This is a genomic window from Calothrix sp. FACHB-168, from assembly GCF_963889195.1.
Taxonomy (GTDB): domain Bacteria; phylum Cyanobacteriota; class Cyanobacteriia; order Cyanobacteriales; family Nostocaceae; genus Aulosira; species Aulosira anomala_A.
This window is the reverse complement of record NZ_CAWPNJ010000092.1, coordinates 1-16,451: the sequence shown is the minus strand read 5'-3', so window position 1 is coordinate 16,451 and position 16,451 is coordinate 1. Positions and strand designations below refer to the sequence as shown.

General features: G+C 40.6%; 13 protein-coding genes and 1 pseudogene. 7 read left to right on the top strand and 7 right to left on the bottom strand.

Going from position 1 to position 16,451, the window contains the following annotated elements:
* Positions 1–660: 660 nt before the first annotated feature.
* Positions 661–1,386 (bottom strand): hypothetical protein, encoded by a 726-nt coding sequence (locus AACW45_RS36865; RefSeq protein ID WP_190638072.1) that lies wholly within the window; start codon positions 1,384–1,386, stop codon positions 661–663.
* Positions 1,387–1,859: 473 nt separating this feature from the next.
* On the opposite strand from AACW45_RS36865, the gene AACW45_RS36860 reads away from it, so the two are divergent.
* Positions 1,860–2,090, top strand: a complete 231-nt coding sequence (locus AACW45_RS36860; protein ID WP_199322676.1) for a hypothetical protein — start codon at positions 1,860–1,862, stop codon at positions 2,088–2,090.
* A gap of 21 nt (positions 2,091–2,111) precedes the next feature.
* Positions 2,112–3,737 (top strand): tetratricopeptide repeat protein, encoded by a 1,626-nt coding sequence (locus AACW45_RS36855; protein ID WP_190638070.1) that lies wholly within the window; start codon positions 2,112–2,114, stop codon positions 3,735–3,737.
* 109 nt (positions 3,738–3,846) lie between these two features.
* Here the strand turns inward: AACW45_RS36855 and rpiA are convergent, their stop codons facing one another.
* A complete protein-coding gene (gene rpiA, locus AACW45_RS36850) occupies positions 3,847–4,557 on the bottom strand; it encodes a ribose-5-phosphate isomerase RpiA (RefSeq protein WP_190638077.1) in 711 nt (236 codons plus the stop codon).
* 191 nt (positions 4,558–4,748) lie between these two features.
* Between rpiA and AACW45_RS36845 the strand changes: the two genes are divergently transcribed.
* The gene (locus AACW45_RS36845; protein ID WP_190638068.1) at positions 4,749–5,426 is read left to right on the top strand and encodes an S-layer homology domain-containing protein; all 678 of its coding nucleotides are present in this window, start codon (positions 4,749–4,751) and stop codon (positions 5,424–5,426) included.
* 140 nt (positions 5,427–5,566) lie between these two features.
* Here AACW45_RS36845 and AACW45_RS36840 read toward each other — a convergent pair whose 3' ends face one another.
* A complete protein-coding gene (locus AACW45_RS36840; protein ID WP_190638065.1) occupies positions 5,567–8,209 on the bottom strand; it encodes an EAL domain-containing protein in 2,643 nt (880 codons plus the stop codon).
* 957 nt (positions 8,210–9,166) lie between these two features.
* Here AACW45_RS36840 and AACW45_RS36835 point away from each other — a divergent pair.
* The 4 genes from AACW45_RS36835 to AACW45_RS36820 all read left to right on the top strand — a co-directional run bounded on the left by AACW45_RS36835 (position 9,167) and on the right by AACW45_RS36820 (position 14,393).
* The gene (locus AACW45_RS36835) at positions 9,167–10,285 is read left to right on the top strand and encodes an AAA family ATPase (RefSeq protein ID WP_190638062.1); all 1,119 of its coding nucleotides are present in this window, start codon (positions 9,167–9,169) and stop codon (positions 10,283–10,285) included.
* A 139-nt stretch (positions 10,286–10,424) separates the two neighbouring features.
* A complete protein-coding gene (locus tag AACW45_RS36830; RefSeq protein WP_190638060.1) occupies positions 10,425–10,784 on the top strand; it encodes a VOC family protein in 360 nt (119 codons plus the stop codon).
* A 64-nt stretch (positions 10,785–10,848) separates the two neighbouring features.
* The gene (locus tag AACW45_RS36825) at positions 10,849–12,141 is read left to right on the top strand and encodes a recombinase family protein (protein ID WP_190638075.1); all 1,293 of its coding nucleotides are present in this window, start codon (positions 10,849–10,851) and stop codon (positions 12,139–12,141) included.
* Positions 12,142–12,773: 632 nt separating this feature from the next.
* A complete protein-coding gene (locus AACW45_RS36820; protein WP_190638058.1) occupies positions 12,774–14,393 on the top strand; it encodes an ArnT family glycosyltransferase in 1,620 nt (539 codons plus the stop codon).
* A 709-nt stretch (positions 14,394–15,102) separates the two neighbouring features.
* Here the strand turns inward: AACW45_RS36820 and AACW45_RS36815 are convergent.
* The 4 genes and pseudogenes from AACW45_RS36815 to AACW45_RS36805 form a co-directional block, all read right to left on the bottom strand.
* Positions 15,103–15,489, bottom strand: coding sequence for a helix-turn-helix domain-containing protein (locus tag AACW45_RS36815; RefSeq protein WP_190638052.1), 387 nt, complete (start codon positions 15,487–15,489; stop codon positions 15,103–15,105).
* Positions 15,464–15,685, bottom strand: a complete 222-nt coding sequence (locus AACW45_RS36810; protein ID WP_313933827.1) for a type II toxin-antitoxin system HigB family toxin — start codon at positions 15,683–15,685, stop codon at positions 15,464–15,466. Before AACW45_RS36810 ends, AACW45_RS36815 begins: the two co-directional genes overlap by 26 nt.
* Before the next feature lie 350 nt (positions 15,686–16,035).
* Entirely contained in the window at positions 16,036–16,350 is a 315-nt protein-coding gene (locus tag AACW45_RS38540) for a leucine-rich repeat domain-containing protein (protein WP_373462100.1), read from the bottom strand.
* 12 nt (positions 16,351–16,362) lie between these two features.
* Positions 16,363–16,451: pseudogene (locus AACW45_RS36805) on the bottom strand (IS5/IS1182 family transposase); the annotation flags it as partial.

The following is a 16,451-nucleotide window of genomic DNA, read 5'->3' as shown; positions in this document are numbered from 1 at the left end:
CATACAGTCGAGTGGGTCATCGACCAAGTTAATCTTATCAAAAAGGCGTGATTCAATCAATATTTTGCTCGTTTCGTCGTTGTGGTCTGACCGGTTTTCGCTCTTGCAGAAATTTAGTCAGACCACACTCCTCAACTCACGCGCAATTCATCTCAACACTGACCTGGGTACAGGTACAGTGTGAGCCTTCTTGCTGTTTAAGGTAAATTTGCAGAAATTAAACCACATCTATTTTGAGAATCAGAGTTTTAAAAGTAGTGGGAGCATCTTGCTCCCTGGGCTTCTTAGCGGGCAAGACTTCGGCGTGAGCGCGCAGTCGAACGCTGCCCCATTGGTGTCAACTTAAGCTAAAAGCTATATAGGGCGGGCGTTGTACAAAAACTTTCGCCCTCATCCCCTAACCCCTTCTCCCCCAGGAGAAGGGGAATTAAATCTCTTGCTCCCCTCTCCCACAGGGAGAGGGGTTGGGGGTGAGGGCAAAAACTCTGCTACAAAGCGGGTTTCACGTTAAGTTGACACCAATGACGCTGCCCGCACTACTCCAGGTTTCAAAATGGACGAGGTTTAGCGTTTATTATTTGCTTACCTCCAAAATTCTTGCCCGTAGCAATAAATACGTAACCTCAGAATTGCTATTATCCCCAGACACCAGCATTGATTTTACAAACTAGCCAGATTCGGGAACAGACTAGTGGTTTGCTGTGTCACTGTTGTCACTGAGGGTAAAAATCTTTCTTCTAATAATTGACTAAAATTATTGACATCTTGCTGCCAATTCTGCATTATTTGCTTGAGTTGTTGCAGTTTCTCACTCTCCGAATTAGCAGATAAAGGATAGTTGTAGTTACCAGAAAAAACTACTGCTGATTCTGCTTTATCAGGATACTGAATTTTGGCTTGATTGATACCTAAAATTAGCTGACTTTGTTTGAATGTATAAGCTAACTGTAGCCCAACTTGCATAGGTTCTTCACCAAATTCTTGCCATGAACCAGGAGAAAGCAGATGTTGACAGATGTATTGATGGCTTTGTTGATCTGAGCCAAACATAAACAATCCTACAGGATTAATACCCACACTTTGATAATCAACTTTAGGTAACTTGTCTACTAACTGACAAGCAATTTGCGCAACTTGAATTTCCTGTAATTCTCTAGTTCCAATAGCCTCAGTAATCACAATGCGGTTAGGTTGCGCCACAATTGACAGCCCATTGCTAAATATCATCTGCGCAATACCATTAGCATATACTGGAGGTCTCCCCAATTCCCAATCACCAGGAATCACCCCGGTATATTTCAAAAAGTCAGGATTAAGAACTGTTGGGTTAAGATTTTTAGCAGCAATTGCGATCGCTAATTCTTGAAGAAACAAATTTTTGCTCATAAATTTCTTTGTAGGTTCTACGTTTCAATATTTTTGGCATGAAAAATGACGCTATCTTGCGTGTCGCAGTTTGGTAGCGCGATGATTTAGCAAAATAACCAGAACAACACTGTTTTAAAGCTAAGGAATCTGTATTAGGTTGGTTTCAGCAAATATTTCAGCCGTTTTCGGTTGTAGAATGTACAATATGATTCTGGTAGATTATCCCAATACTAATGAGTTAGAGCAACCACTTTCATCAAATATTCATGATATCCGCTAAATATGCAAGGAATATGTAAAATTTACATGAGCCAGAAACCTCAGCTAGTTCTGGGCTATGAGAAATTCCCCTATCTCTTTAAGACTATCAGCCTGTAACCAATAACCATTTGATAAAACAAGTTAAAAATTTAGCTACTTAAATCAGAAAACTATAAGATTCACAATGAAGTCTTGTATTAGGACATACATTTAAATGTCTAGAGGTGCTCATGCCAGAGAAATTTCATAATTATTTAATTATTGACTCAGTTCATATCGAACAATCTACGCATAATTCAGTATATATTAATACGTTTATTTGGCTCGATATCATTATTATTCACGTTTTATTATTTGTAGCATTTAATGCTTATCATAAATATCGCGCTACCATACTCCGCCAAAAAGTAGCCACCTTAGAAAAACTGTGGCTTTTAGAAATTAATAAGAAAAAAGCTTGAATAAGTAGAAATATTCAGACAATGAAATACTTATGCTTAATTTGGGTGCTTGTACTCAGCTTAGTTTTTCCTACTGAAGCTATGGCGCAAGCACAACAACCCTATGCTTTAATTTCGGGATTGGGAGAACACCACCATCCGGTTTCTACCCAAAATCCCCAAGCACAGCAGTTTTTCGATCAAGGGTTAAATTTAATTTACGCCTTCAATCATGATGAAGCGGCGCGTTCTTTTAAATATGCGGCGGAACTCGATCCGCAATTAGCAATGGCATATTGGGGTATTGCTTTAGCCCTTGGCCCTAATATTAACTTAGATGTGGATAGCGATCGCGAATTAGCAGCATATCAAGCCATCCAACAAGCTGTAGCCTTGTCTAACCACGCCTCAAAACCAGAACAAGATTATATTAACGCCTTAGCCAAGCGCTACTCTAACAATTCTCACGCTTATTTATACAAGCTAGCCGTTGATTATAAAAACGCAATGGCAGATTTAGTCAAGCGTTATCCTCAAGACTTAGATGCCAAAACTTTATACGCCGAAAGCTTAATGGATTTGCACCCTTGGCAACTCTGGACTAAAGATGGTAAACCAGGGGAAAATACTGAAGAAATTGTATCTGTTTTAGAATCTGTATTGCAAAGCAACCCCAATCATCCCGGAGCCAATCACTATTATATTCATGCAGTAGAAGCTTCCCTAACTCCAGAACGAGCCTTAGCCAGTGCCAAACGCCTAGAAACCCTAGTACCAGAGGCGGGACATTTAGTACACATGCCTTCTCATATATATTTCCGCGTAGGAGATTATACCGCAGCCATGCAGTCAAATGCACTAGCGATCGCCCAAGATGAATCTTACATCAGCAAAAATCACATCCAGGGTTTTTATCCAGCTTCTTACTATAGCCACAACGTGCATTTTTTGGCAGTAGCCGCCGCGATGGCTGGTAAATATGAAGATGCCGTAAAAGCCGCAGATAAATTAGTCACAATGGCGACTCCCTTAGTTGCAGAAATCCCAATGGTTGAGGGTTATCTAGGCACTAAACTCTTAATTCAAGTGCGCTTAAGTGACTGGGATAACATTTTAAAATCTCCTGCTCCCGATGACAAATTAGTTACAACCAAAGCTTTGTGGTATTTTGCTCATGGTATGGCTAACGCTGCCACTGGTAAATTAGAAGATGCAATTAGCGATCGCACTGCATTATTAACCGCCCAAAAAACAATTCCTGCCGATGCAACTATCGGCATGAGTCCTGCCAGTAGTATTTTAGACATAGCTATTAACCAGTTAGATGGCAAAATAGCCAAAGCTCAACAAGACTATAAATCTGCAATCCAATACCTAGAAACAGCCGTAGCCCAAGAAGACGCCCTTAATTACATGGAACCGCCAGACTGGTATATACCCTCACGAGAAGCATTAGGAGGTGTGCTATTAGCAACAGGTGATTATGCTACCGCCGAAAAAGTCTTCCGTGCAGACTTGCAAAAATATCCCTTAAATGGGCGTTCTTTATTCGGCTTGCAAGCCAGTTTACAAGCACTCGATAAAACTGCTGAAGCGCAACAAATTCAGACTCAATTAGCTACAACTTGGAAAAATGCCGATATACAACTAGCCCTGGAAAAATTATAAAGGAGCAGGGGGTAAGGGACAAGAAATTTTAGATTTTAGATTTGCGATTTTGGATTTCAATCTAAAATCTAAAATCCAAAATCCAAAATTGAATTGCCCCATGCCCTAATTAAAACTGCCTAACTATTGGTTGTCCGTCTTTGACTTCGCCGACTAAGACTAAATCGACGCAATTGACGAAAATGCCATTTTCGAGAACACCGGGAAGATTATTCAGGGTTTTCTCTAGGTTTACGGGGTCGTCAATAGAATCAAATCTGACATCTAAAACGAAGTTGCCTTGGTCGGTGATGACTGGGCCTGCTTTTTTCACACCCATACGGAGTTCTGGTTTACCGCCGAGTTTTTTGATAGCATCAGTTACGGGAGCGATCGCCATTGGAATCACTTCTACGGGTACAGCAAAGCTAGAACCCAAACGTTCTACTAACTTTCCACTATCAACAACGACAATAAATTGATTTGCCAAGTAATCTACCACTTTCTCGCGGGTGTGGGCTGCACCACCGCCCTTAATCAAATTCTTCTGCGGATCGACTTCATCCGCCCCATCAATCGCAATATCAATATGATCGATAGCGTCCAAAGTAGTGAGAGGAACGCCGTATTGCTTTGCTAGCACTTCCGACTGAAACGAAGTAGGAACGCCCACAATATCTTTGAGTTCACCAGACTGGAGGCGTTCTCCCAAATACTGAATAGTATAAGCCGTGGTTGAACCCGTACCCAACCCGACAATCGAACCTGATTTGACTAAAGCGGCGGCGGCTTTGCCAACTTCTTGCTTCATCAACTTCACGGGGTCTGCTGCTACGGTCATTCCCAAAAATGCTCCATAAAACTTATCTAAGAAGAACATAACCCAAAGTTACATACATTTTGCGCCTAGTTCTCAGTTTTCACAAAAGGTGGATGGGATACAAGGGTGATATGGGAGACGGGGAACACGGAGAATGACTATTAACGACTATTAACAAATGACCGTTGACCATCGACCAATAACATTTAATTATGCGTAAGTTTATCAGCACTGTATCTTTAGTTTTTTTACTCCAAAACTTCAGCACAATTCCTTTATTATCAGTGGCGCAAGCTGCTGCTATTGAACCATCAGAAGCGATTCAAAAAGTAGTCGCTGCCAAATGGATGACTAACTTTGCTGATGGCAATTTTTATCCAGAAAGGTTTATTAGTCGAGCAGAATTAGCGGCGATTATGGTTAAAGTATTTCGCCTAGATAAACGTCAGGCTGTCAGCAAAGAAAATATACTTATTTCCGATGTCCCATCATCTCATTGGGCATTTAACGATGTTCAAATCGTCTTAAAAACTGACATTATGAAAGGCTATCGGGGTAATTTATTTTTCCCCAATCAACGGGTAACCAAAGCCGAAGCCTTAGCCATTTTTGCCCAAGCCTATGGTGTATTTCAGTTTCCTGAAGAGACTGTCAAAGAAATTCTTGCTTCCCATCCAGATGCTAACTCAATTCCGACTTGGGCGAGACAAGCGATCGCCACCGTAATTACCGAAGGATTTATTAATACAGATGCCCAAGGTAATATTTTACCCCTCAATCCCATGACTAGGGGCGATATGGCTTACGTTTTAAGCAGATATTTGCAACGCCAACAACAACAACCAGATACACCAGTTGTCCCCGGCGCGCCAGAGAGTAGGCAAAATTAGGGCAGGAAGGACAAATTACAATTGTAGAGACGCGATTCATCGCGTCTTTGCCCAATGCCCAATGCCCAATGCCCAATGCCCAATGCCCAATGCCCAATGCCCAATGCCCAATGCCCAATGCCCAATGCCCCATGCCCCATTCATTTCTTTAATTGTCCCTTTTGCAATAATTCTGTGATTTTTTGGGCTGCAAGCGGGCGATAGAATAAATATCCTTGGACATCCTCACAATTAATAGATCTTAAAAATTCTAATTCTTCTTGTTTTTCCACACCTTCAGCAGTTAGCTTTAACCCTAAACTCTGCCCAAGCACAACAATCGCTTTGACAATATGCGCTACTTTTTGATCTGTGGTCAAATCTTGAATAAAAGATTTATCAATTTTGAGATGGTGCAGGGGCAATAGCTGTAGGCGTGATAAAGATGAATGACCTGTACCAAAGTCATCGATAGACAAATAAACACCCATTTGCCTTAAATTGTAAAGCACTGTTCTGGTGAAATCTAAATCTTCAATAGCAGTTGATTCTGTAATTTCTAAATCTAAAAATTTCGGATCTAGACCTGTCTCTTGTAAGATGCCAGTCAAGGTATCTACAAGATTTGGTTGGCGAAACTGTTTGGGAGACAGATTCACCGCAACAGTCAACGGTGGAAATCCTGCATCTTGCCAAGCTTTATTTTGCTTACAAGCTGTTCTGATTACCCATTCGCCAATGGGGACAATTAATCCGCTTTCCTCAGCTAGGGGAATAAAAATATTTGGCGCTACTAGTCCCATTTCTGGATGTTGCCAGCGTAGTAAAGCTTCCATACCAGTAATTTCGCCTGTGATAATATTTACACGTGGCTGATAATACAGCATGAATTCTTCTCGTTCTAGAGCATAGCGTAAACTCTTCTCTAAGGTGAGGAATGCAGGTGTTCTTTTACTGAGTGCAGGTGTGTAAAACTGGTAGTTATTTCTACCTGCATCTTTGGCATGATACAAAGCTGCATCCGCATGTTGGATTAGGGTTTCGGCATCTGGGCTGTTGTCATTAAACATGGCAATGCCGATACTAGCACTAATATAAAGTTCGTGCCCTTTGATTTCAAAAGCAGCAGTTAAAGTTTTGAGGATTTTCTGCGCTACTTGTTTGACCTCTTCTTGAGAATTTATTTGGGGTAATAAAATGGTAAATTCATCACCACCCCAACGGGCAACTGTATCACCAATTCTCAGAGACTCTTGAACTCTTTGTGCAACTAACTTTAATAGCAGGTCTCCTAATGTATGCCCCAAGGTATCATTGATTACTTTAAAACGATCTAGATCGAGAAACATTACCGCTAGGCTTTCCTGAGGTATACCTCCATCAGGTAAAGCTCGATCTAGGGCATGATTAAACTGTAGGCGGTTAGGTAAGCCTGTGAGTAAATCGTGAAGTGCTTGGTAGCGAATTTTCTCTTCTACTTGCTGACGCTGCCAAGCACCACTGATACTAGCTGCCATTGTTAATAAGGTAGACTCTTCATGTCTTGACCATTGACGTTCTTGGGAACAATCTGCTAAACCCAGGTAACCCCAAAACTTTTCTTCAAAACACAGAGGCACTAAAAAGATAGATTGAATTCTATCTCGTAATAAAATTTCTTGTTCAGCTAAAGGAAATTCGCGAGTCAGCCCCACAATAGATTGTCCTTGGGAAAGGGCTGTGTACCAACGCTCTAAACCAGCAGTTTGATAGACGAGATTTTGCCATTGTAACTGTGTTGGCTCAATATGCGATCGCGTCCATTCAAATAGCAAACTTACTGCCATTTCTCCTTTATTGGGGTGAAGATGGTTTTTGAATAGATAGGTACGGTCTACTTCGGCAGCTTCACCTAGTATAGCTAGAGTTTTTTCTACACCGCTTTCATAGTTCATGTCTACGAGCAAATAATTGGCAGCTTCGGCAACTGCTTGCAGTAATCTGTCTCGCTGACGCAGTTCAGCTGTAGCTCGCTTTTGCTCAGTAATATCTCTAATAATAAAAGTTCTAATTAAATCACTTTCTGGCAGATAATGAATAGATTGTTCAAAAATTTCTGCACCAACTTCTACCTCCCGTACAAAGGAATTACCTTCGCGATTTTTAATTGCGTTCAGCAATCCTTTTAATACTGGGTGTCGTTCCCCAGATTCTCTCAGTTTGGGAAATTTTGAAGATGCAGCTGGATTGAGGTAAATGACGCTTCCCTCTGTATCCATTTCGATGATGGGATTAGGGATAAGTTCTGGAAAGGATGCTAGGCGGGCGAGTACGGTTTCACTAGCACCCTCAAAGTTAGTATCGGGAGTGATCAGAGTATCAAAAGGGTTGACAGGATGCGCTTGTTCTGATAAGTAACTAGAAATGTCTTCAACAGTGAAAGATTCAGAAAAAGCTTTCTCTGACAAGTTGGAAATGGCGTAGTATTTTGCACTAACTTGGTTATTCCCAAATGCAATTACATCTCCGTGCTGAAGATTGTGAGAGTAGCATTTATTACCATTTACATAGATGCCATTGGTACTTTTTTTGCCTTTAAAATCACCATCAATAATTCTAAAGCCATATTGATCGGTTTCTGGAATAGTCACTCTTAATAAAATGGCATGTTGTCTTGACACGGAACGCGATCGCAGGACAATAGCGTTTCTTGAATCCCGACCGAGAGAATAAGTAGCTTCTTGAAGGGGGATAGTTTGTTGTCCCTGTAAGTCTTTGACAACTAAAAGGTGACGTATTTTTTCCCGTTCATTTTCTTCTGGCATACCTTTTTCTCACATTCTCATATTTTGGGTCTTCGTTGGAAAAATACTCATCCAAATAACTTGAGTTTTTACTTCAAAGATAAAGCCACTCAATTGACTTGATTGGTATTTATGAGAGGATAGCTTAGTTCTGGCGCAGAATTTAGCTATCTGGAACGATATGCCTAATTATTTAGCCAAGGCTTCCCAGGGGAATCATAGCTGTTTTCTCAACTCACTAGAATGATTGGAAAATTTGGCCTTACGGTCACATCTCTCGCCTTTTTAGTGTATTCACTACCAGAATAAATTCAAGTACCGAGGAAAATGTATGGTAGATTTGCGGATTTTTGGTAGATAGACGAAAATCTTAACAGCCTAACCTTTCTCATAACACGGTCATAGAAATCGGCTAATTTTTTATAATTAATGAAAAATTTTCTTAAATTTCTCGTGAAGCGATGTCTGACTACAAGATGCTGCCCATATACGCCAATTTTTCTCATCAAGTAAAGTTTAATTGCAATCAGACTTACCCAAAATATTATAGTGATAAATTATTAATTGAAGCCGAAAAGCTTTCCTGGCAGATCCAACAGCCATCAGTCTAAAAGTTAAATTTAGTTAAGAGGTAAAAACGCTGTTTCTATATCTGTCTCGTCAATTAACGATAACACCCAAAACAAAAGCTAATATTTCCTCAAAATAGTGCCTTAAAGGGGGCAATGTGACTGATTTTTGAATTTTCTGTTAACAGAAAAGCAATCAGTATAACCCCAGATGTTACTGAGAAATTAGAGGAAAACTAAGCAATGAGAAATTTGGGTGTTATTGTTTTAAGTAGAGTTTAAGTAGAGAAAATTATTAAGAATTATTTAGGCGATCGCACCACTTTTAATTGATATAAAGCAATTCTATTTGATATCAGGACAAGGGGGAAATAACTCTTTCGACCTAACCCCTAACCCCTAACCCCTTATGAACTCTTTTCCTCATTGCCCTGATGAAAGCGATTGGTCGATTAATTGGCCTGCATTAGAGGGTGAATTTGATTGGCTGCGATCGCTTGCTGATTGCCCCCAAGATCCGCGTTATCATGCTGAAGGTGATGTTCTCATTCATACAAAATTGGTATGTGAGGCGTTAGTCGCCTTACCTCAATGGCGGGCGTTACCTGCTAGAGAACGTTCAATAGTATTTGCGGCTACTTTGCTACATGATGTCGCCAAACCTGCGGCGACAGAAATCGCTGATGATGGGGCTATTTCCTCCAAAGGTCACGTAATCCAAGGTGCAAAAATGGCACAGCAGATTTTATGGGATTTGCAGGTACCATTAGCAGAACGGGAAGCGATCGCATCTTTGGTAAAATATGGCAGTTTACCTCTGTGGTTTTGGGATAAACCCAACCCTGAAAGGGCAGTTATCAAAGCTAGTCAAATTATCCGTTGCGATTTACTAGCTTTACTAGCAGAAGCCGACGTAAAAGGGCGTTATTGCGATGACCAAGCCCAATTAATCGAACGCATCGAATTTTTTCGCGAATTCTGTCAAGAAAATCACTGCTTTCACCAGCCGCGCCCATTTCCCTCAGCCCATAGTCGGTTTATTTACTTCCAAAAAGAAGATGGTAACCCAAACTATGAAGCATACGATGATACTCGATGTCAGGTTGTTCTTATGTCAGGTTTACCCGGTGCGGGTAAAGATACTTGGATTAGCGAAAATCTCCCGGATTGGCAAGTCATTTCTTTAGATAAACTCCGCGAGAAAATGGGGATTGAACCTGATGATGATCAAGGTGCAGTCGCAAATGCAGCTAAAGCCTTGGCTAAAGAATATCTGCGTCATGGACAATCATTTGTTTGGAATGCTACTAATATTAGCCGTCAATTACGGTCAATGCTGATTCGGCTGTTTGCTAATTATCAAGCCAATATTCGCATTGTGTATCTAGAAACATCATGGAATGAATTATTACGCAGGAATCGCGATCGCGCTGCCAAAGTTCCAGAGTCAGTACTTTATCGGTTAAAGCACAAACTAGAAGTTCCCAATATTACCGAAGCTCATACAGTAGATTGGATAGTGCATTAACTATATTTCTCACCATTAATTTTGCTCTCGTTCCCATGCAGAGCATGGGAACGCTAATACTCTCTCTTCCCTAGCCCCTAACCCCTAGTAGCGCAAATAGGCGAAAATTGAGATAAACGCGATCGCATCTCAATAGACAATGCAAATTACCAACAGTCTGCATACCGCTATTCTCGTTACTGACTTGGAACGCTCTGAACATTTTTATGGCACAGTATTAGGACTAGCGAAAATTGATCGCTCTCTGAAATACCCTGGTGCATGGTATCAAGTTGGTAACTATCAAATTCACTTAATAGTCGCTCCTTCTTCACCCACCGACAACCAAAACGAAAAATGGGGACGCAATCCTCATGTAGCTTTCTCTGTTGTTGACTTAGAAATTGCCAAACAAGAATTAGTCAATTGCAACTATCCCATTCAAGCCAGCGCCTCCGGTCGTCCGGCTATATTTACCCAAGACCCCGATGGGAATATTATCGAGTTGAGTCAGCAATGAGGGGACTGTTGACTGTTGACTGTTGACCAATGCCCAATGCCCAATGCCCCATGCCCCATGCCCTATGAAAATCATCGCCTACAGCTACACTGACCCTTTATTAGAAAATCTCCCTGATGCTGAGGATTGGGGATGGGAAGTGGATCGAGTGTATCGCGATTTGGGAGGGAGAACGCAATTACAGCAATTATTCGCTGACTGCAAAGCGGAAAGCGGAGTTTATTTGTTAATTCGCCGCTTGGAGGAATTGGGTGATACTGTTGGGGAAGTAAGCGATCGCTTGAATGAATTAGAAGCGATGGGTGTAGTAATAATTGCTACAGAACAGCCATACAGTTCTGAAAAAGGCAATCTCCGGGCGGAATTGTTGAAATTATTACAAGAAATTCAACGTCAACAACGCAGTCGGCGTATTCGCCAAGGACACGCCCGCAGTCGTTTGGCAACTTCACCGCCACCGGGTAAGCCTCCCTACGGATACCGTCGCACTAAAGATAAATACATTGTTGACCGCAGTACATCCCCGGTAGTTAAAGATTTTTTTGAACAATTTTTACTTTATGGTTCCTTGCGGGGTGCTGTGCGTTATTTAGCCAAAAAATACGGTAAAAAAATCTCTGTTACCACAGGGAGACGGTGGCTAACTAATCCAGTATATCGGGGTCATACAGCTTACCTAGATGGGGAGATTATTTCCAACACTCATGTAGCAATTATTTCTCCGGAAGAAGCCGCCCAAGTTGACCGACTTTTGCGCCGTAACAGTCGCTTACCATCGCGCACAGCTAGCGCACCCCGTTCTTTGGCGGGTTTGGTGGTTTGTGGCGAGTGTCAATCTCACATGACGGTTACTCGCGTCACCCAACATCGTCAAGAAAAAGAGTATCTTTATTTACGTCCGATTAGCTGTCCGCAAAATCCTAAATGTCGGGCGATCGCCTATGATAAAATTTTGTACAAAACTATTAATAAAGTTTGTCAAGAATTACCCCAAGCAGTAGCGGGAATGAACTTCCCACAATTAGATGCAATTAAGAATAATTTAGGAGATGCGATCGCTCGTCAGCAAGAAATACTGACTAAATTACCTGCATTAGTAGAAACCGGAGTATTAGATACAGAAACAGCAAATTTAAGAGCTTATAAACTCCATACAGAAATTTCTGCACTGCAAGCTAAGTTAGCTACTTTACCACCAGTTAATTTACGTTCTGTTGCTGTTGCTGTTTCTATTCCTCAATTTTGGTTAGATTTATCCGAAGCCGAACGTAGATTTTATTTTCGAGAATTTATTCGTCAAATTGAAATTGTTCGTCAACAATCTGCATGGGATTTGCAAATTATTTTTATATTTTGAGAGACGCGATTATTATATTTTGAGAGACGCGATTAATCGCGTCTCTACAATTGTCATTTGTCATTTGCGATTAAAAAACTCAACTATTTTTTATTTATCCCCCTTCCCTTGTCCTCCTTGTCCTACGTCCCTTCCCACAACTCCCTGCTGCTCTAGGTTTATCATGAATGCAATCTGCACTTTGTAATTAATTTAGCCAATTTTGGGTTTTTACAACTACAAGTCAGAGAAGTTTAATTGATGAACTGATGCTGACAGTTAATCTTTGCAACACTGTCATTATCAGTTCCTGAAATAGGAAAGCATAAAAATATTATAGTTATTTCCCTAAATATCCAACCTTTAAAGCTTTTGCAGATGCTATGAGAAGTTGCAGACAAAGCATAATCAGGAACTCCAAAGCATTATATTTGTATGATTTATATCTCGTTGATAAAAAATATTTTAGATAAAAAATAGAGTAAAAAAACTTAGACAAGTTTCTTCAAAAAAAAGATTACTATTTCAAAAAAATGAGTTAATTTGGAATCTAGCAATTGCTAAACACACAGGTTATTACTGGGTGGCAACATGAGAGATTCGCCTCGATCTCTATGTAATCAAACCAGCAAGCAAAATGATTATCATAGAATATGCAAGAAGGAAGCTTTATTTGGGGTCATCTAGGAAAACAACATCGCGCAGTTGATAAATTGATTGATGGCGTCTGGCTAATTGTTCTGCTATTGGCAGCAGTGTTACTATTTAGCGTCAATCTGGGAGGAGTCCCCCTACGCGATGGAGATGAGGGGATTGTGGCACAAGTCGCCCGTGAAATTTTCCGCGCCCCAGCCGATTCTCTGGCTTGGCTTTACCCAACAATCGCAGGTGAACCATATCCAGATAAACCGCCTTTAATGCATTTGCTAGTTGCTTGGGCTTATCACCTCAAAGGTGTCAATGAATGGAGTACGCGGATACCAGGCGCAATTTTAACGGCTTGTTCCGTACCATTACTGTATAGCATTGGGCGAGAGATATTCCGTCAACGTTGGGTGGCGATTTATAGCGCGTTGATTTATCTGACAATGCTACCTGTGGTGCGTCACGGTAGATTGGCGATGTTAGATGGCGCAGTCGTCAGCTTTTTGATGGTGATGATGTTATGTGTCTTGCGATCGCGTCGAGATTTGCGTTACTGTTTGGGCATTGGTATTGGTTTAGGCTTGATTTGCCTAACGCAAGGAATTTTTGGTTTATTGCTAGGTGCGATCGCAGTTGTATTTTTATTGTGGGACACGCCACGATTACTCACTTGTTACTATCTGTGGATAGCTATCGGCATCGGTATTCTACCAGCCTTTTGTTGGTATGGTGCCCAGCTATTACATTACGGTTACTCTTTTCTCAAGCTGGCTTTTATTAATCCCGCCATCAATCAAATTAGTATTGGCATCAAAGACAATTTTCAAATATCCTGGTTTCATTTTCAAGAAATTGCCCTGTGTGCATGGCCTTGGCTACTATTTGTCCCTCAAAGCTTACGCTTAACTTGGGAAAATCGCAATCTTAGCTGGGCAAGACTCGTATTAGTATGGATTGGGGTTTACCTGCTGATTATTGCCGGCATGGGTGACAAGCTGCACTGGTACTTATTCCCTGTTTATCCAGGTTTAGCTTTAGCCTTGGGTGCGCAAATCGCAGAAATCGAAAATTTACCCTTACTTTCATCCTATCCCCGGTCTTGGATTGCGGGGTTATCCTTAATGGCTTTAGCTGGTTCTGCGGGGAGTATTTTTTTTAGTGCTGGTGCTACACCAAAAACAGACTTACAAGTAATTAGCGCAGCTGTCGCCCTAACTATGACTTTAGCAGCCATTTACGCCGAACGGGGCGATGGGCAATTCCTAAAGATTCTTTTTTGGGGAACTTATATTTCCCTGCTGTTGTTAATGAAAACCAACTATTGGGTGTGGGAATTAGGCAACGCTTACCCAGTTAAACCCGTTGCCAGCATGATATTACAGGCAAATCCTGGCGTTAAGCAAATCTACACCTCATTTCCCTACAACCGTCCTTCCTTAGATTTTTATAGCGATCGCAAAATTACCCCCGCTACCTTAGGAGAATTAGAATATTATTGGCGCTACAAAAGTCAATCCTTCTTTCTCATCGATGAATCTGCTTACGAGAAGTTAAACTTAGAATCTGTGAAAATCATCGGTCAAGCAGAAGGTTGGCAACTGATTACGAAAAATAGCAATCGTCTGTAGACTACTCTTTGCTATGCCCAATGCCCTATTCCCCATGCCCAAAAACTCCATCCCCGTTCGGCTGACGCTCACGGCGGAAGCCTTGTGGGTGGAGTTTTTTATTATTTACACATATTCAGGACTCATTTTTAAATTTTTCGTAAACAAAAAAGCATTTCGCTTTCTCATTTATCAAAATTAAGTACTCATTTTCCTGTTTTAAGTAAGCAAAAAGCCATTTCACCTACTCATTAAGCCTTAACGAGTTCTCATTATTGTGTTTTCCGCAAGTAAAATACCATTTCGCCTACTCATTAAGCCATATCACCTACTCGTTTCGGTAAATCACGCACTTATTTTAGTGTTTTCCGCAGGTGAAATAGTATATCGCCTACTCATTTAGGTATATTGCGCACTCATTTTAGTGTTTTCCGCAGATAAAAAGGTAGATTGCTGGCGCAAAAATTGCCATGATTGACAATCATCTGCTGTCTAGCTACACTTTATTGTTTTTAGCGATGCCGAAGGCTGGCTACGCCTACGCATTTTTTGTTAAAACAAATTGAGTAATTGAATGTAGACACCTAATTTAAAATCCATCATTCATAATTTATAAAATTATCGTTAATTGTAGGGGCACTGGCACTGCCATGCCCTGAAGCGCGGTAGGTTAATTAAGACAGCCGCTACAAAAACAGGCGATCGCATTTTTGAAAAAAGCGCGATCGCACTATGCCCAACCTAGATATCGCACTTTCAAAGCTTCTTGAGAATTGAGTTTACGCTTACCGTTTAATATATCCAAAATTGTTTGTTCTTGCTCAAATATTACTAAAAAATCTTGTATCTTGAGATTATATTCTGTCATTAATGTTTGTAATAGTTCTCCATCGGTTAGTTCAGGAAATTTTTCATTTTTTTCTTCATAGTCATAGACTAACATTCCTAATACCTGTAGATAATCTCGATCGTCTTGATTAAGATTGTTTTTATCTAATATTGAGTTAATTTTTTGTTGCGTTGCAATTAATTCTGCGTCATTCGTAATAGGACGAGGTGGAAATTCTGTGATTAAACTAAGGTAATAAGGACTAGGGGTTGTTAAACCAGTCGTCATTTTTCCAATTTTCCTTATCGTAGTCTGCGTGGGTGAGAACGGCACGAATAAAGATAATTTGTGCTTGATAGTCAATGTAAGTAATTAAACGATAATTATTGCCACTGATATTAAAAACGGTAAAGTTACCAACTAAATCAGCCGAGGGAAATAGTTGACGCAATTGGGCAAAGTTCTCAAGGTCAGATTTAGTGATTCTGTCATACCATAATAATCAGCTATTTCTAGCTGTTGAGTGGGTTTCCCAAAATTCTCTTAAACTCCTGCGACTAATTACCCGCATGGTTTTAAAAATCAAATTAATGGTTAATAATACCTCATTGGTAAACCAATAGATAATGCGTCAAATTTGACAAGCGATCGCACTTGTTGTCTGTTTACTCAAAATTGCGCGATCGCCTATTTAATGGTTAAACAATCTGAGGGTAGAGATGCGATCGCTTGGGGTGATTGAAGAGCATAGTATAAAATTTTGCCTGCAAGGGAAAGCACGTAGTCAACGAAAGAATACTTTTGTTGACTGTTCCCGTTAACAAACTTTATCTGCTAATGCTTTCGCTTGATTTCAGTCACCCTAATTACTCTTCCGTTTAACTCTAATAGAGTAAAATTGGAAAAACTAGCTAAGAAGCTAAGGTCGCTAATTCCATCTCCCTCTAACCTTAAATCAGTAAGATGGGAGAGACTAGCTAAGGGGCTGAGGTCGCTAATTCTATCTCCCCTTAACTCTAATTTAGTAAGATTGGAGAGACTAGCTAAGGGGCTAAGGTCGCTAATTCCATCTCCCCTTAACTCTAATTTAGTAAGATTGGAGAGACTAGCTAAAGGGCTAAGGTTGCTAATTCCATCTACCCATAACACTAGGGCGTGTCATCAATTAAGCCAGATAACAGCAGCAGCAAGATAAATTGCACCTAAAAAGTTCCTTGCCCGCTTGTCATAGCGTGTGGCAATTGCTCGAT

What these genes read in the sequence shown, in the direction of transcription:
- AACW45_RS36865 (WP_190638072.1), bottom strand. Translation starts at nt 1,386, where the DNA reads ATGAGCAAAAATTTGTTTCTTCAAGAATTAGCGATCGCAATTGCTGCT.
- AACW45_RS36860 (WP_199322676.1), top strand. Translation starts at nt 1,860, where the DNA reads ATGCCAGAGAAATTTCATAATTATTTAATTATTGACTCAGTTCATATC.
- AACW45_RS36855 (WP_190638070.1), top strand. Translation starts at nt 2,112, where the DNA reads ATGAAATACTTATGCTTAATTTGGGTGCTTGTACTCAGCTTAGTTTTT.
- rpiA (WP_190638077.1), bottom strand. Translation starts at nt 4,557, where the DNA reads ATGACCGTAGCAGCAGACCCCGTGAAGTTGATGAAGCAAGAAGTTGGC.
- AACW45_RS36845 (WP_190638068.1), top strand. Translation starts at nt 4,749, where the DNA reads ATGCGTAAGTTTATCAGCACTGTATCTTTAGTTTTTTTACTCCAAAAC.
- AACW45_RS36840 (WP_190638065.1), bottom strand. Translation starts at nt 8,209, where the DNA reads ATGCCAGAAGAAAATGAACGGGAAAAAATACGTCACCTTTTAGTTGTC.
- AACW45_RS36835 (WP_190638062.1), top strand. Translation starts at nt 9,167, where the DNA reads ATGAACTCTTTTCCTCATTGCCCTGATGAAAGCGATTGGTCGATTAAT.
- AACW45_RS36830 (WP_190638060.1), top strand. Translation starts at nt 10,425, where the DNA reads ATGCAAATTACCAACAGTCTGCATACCGCTATTCTCGTTACTGACTTG.
- AACW45_RS36825 (WP_190638075.1), top strand. Translation starts at nt 10,849, where the DNA reads ATGAAAATCATCGCCTACAGCTACACTGACCCTTTATTAGAAAATCTC.
- AACW45_RS36820 (WP_190638058.1), top strand. Translation starts at nt 12,774, where the DNA reads ATGCAAGAAGGAAGCTTTATTTGGGGTCATCTAGGAAAACAACATCGC.
- AACW45_RS36815 (WP_190638052.1), bottom strand. Translation starts at nt 15,489, where the DNA reads ATGACGACTGGTTTAACAACCCCTAGTCCTTATTACCTTAGTTTAATC.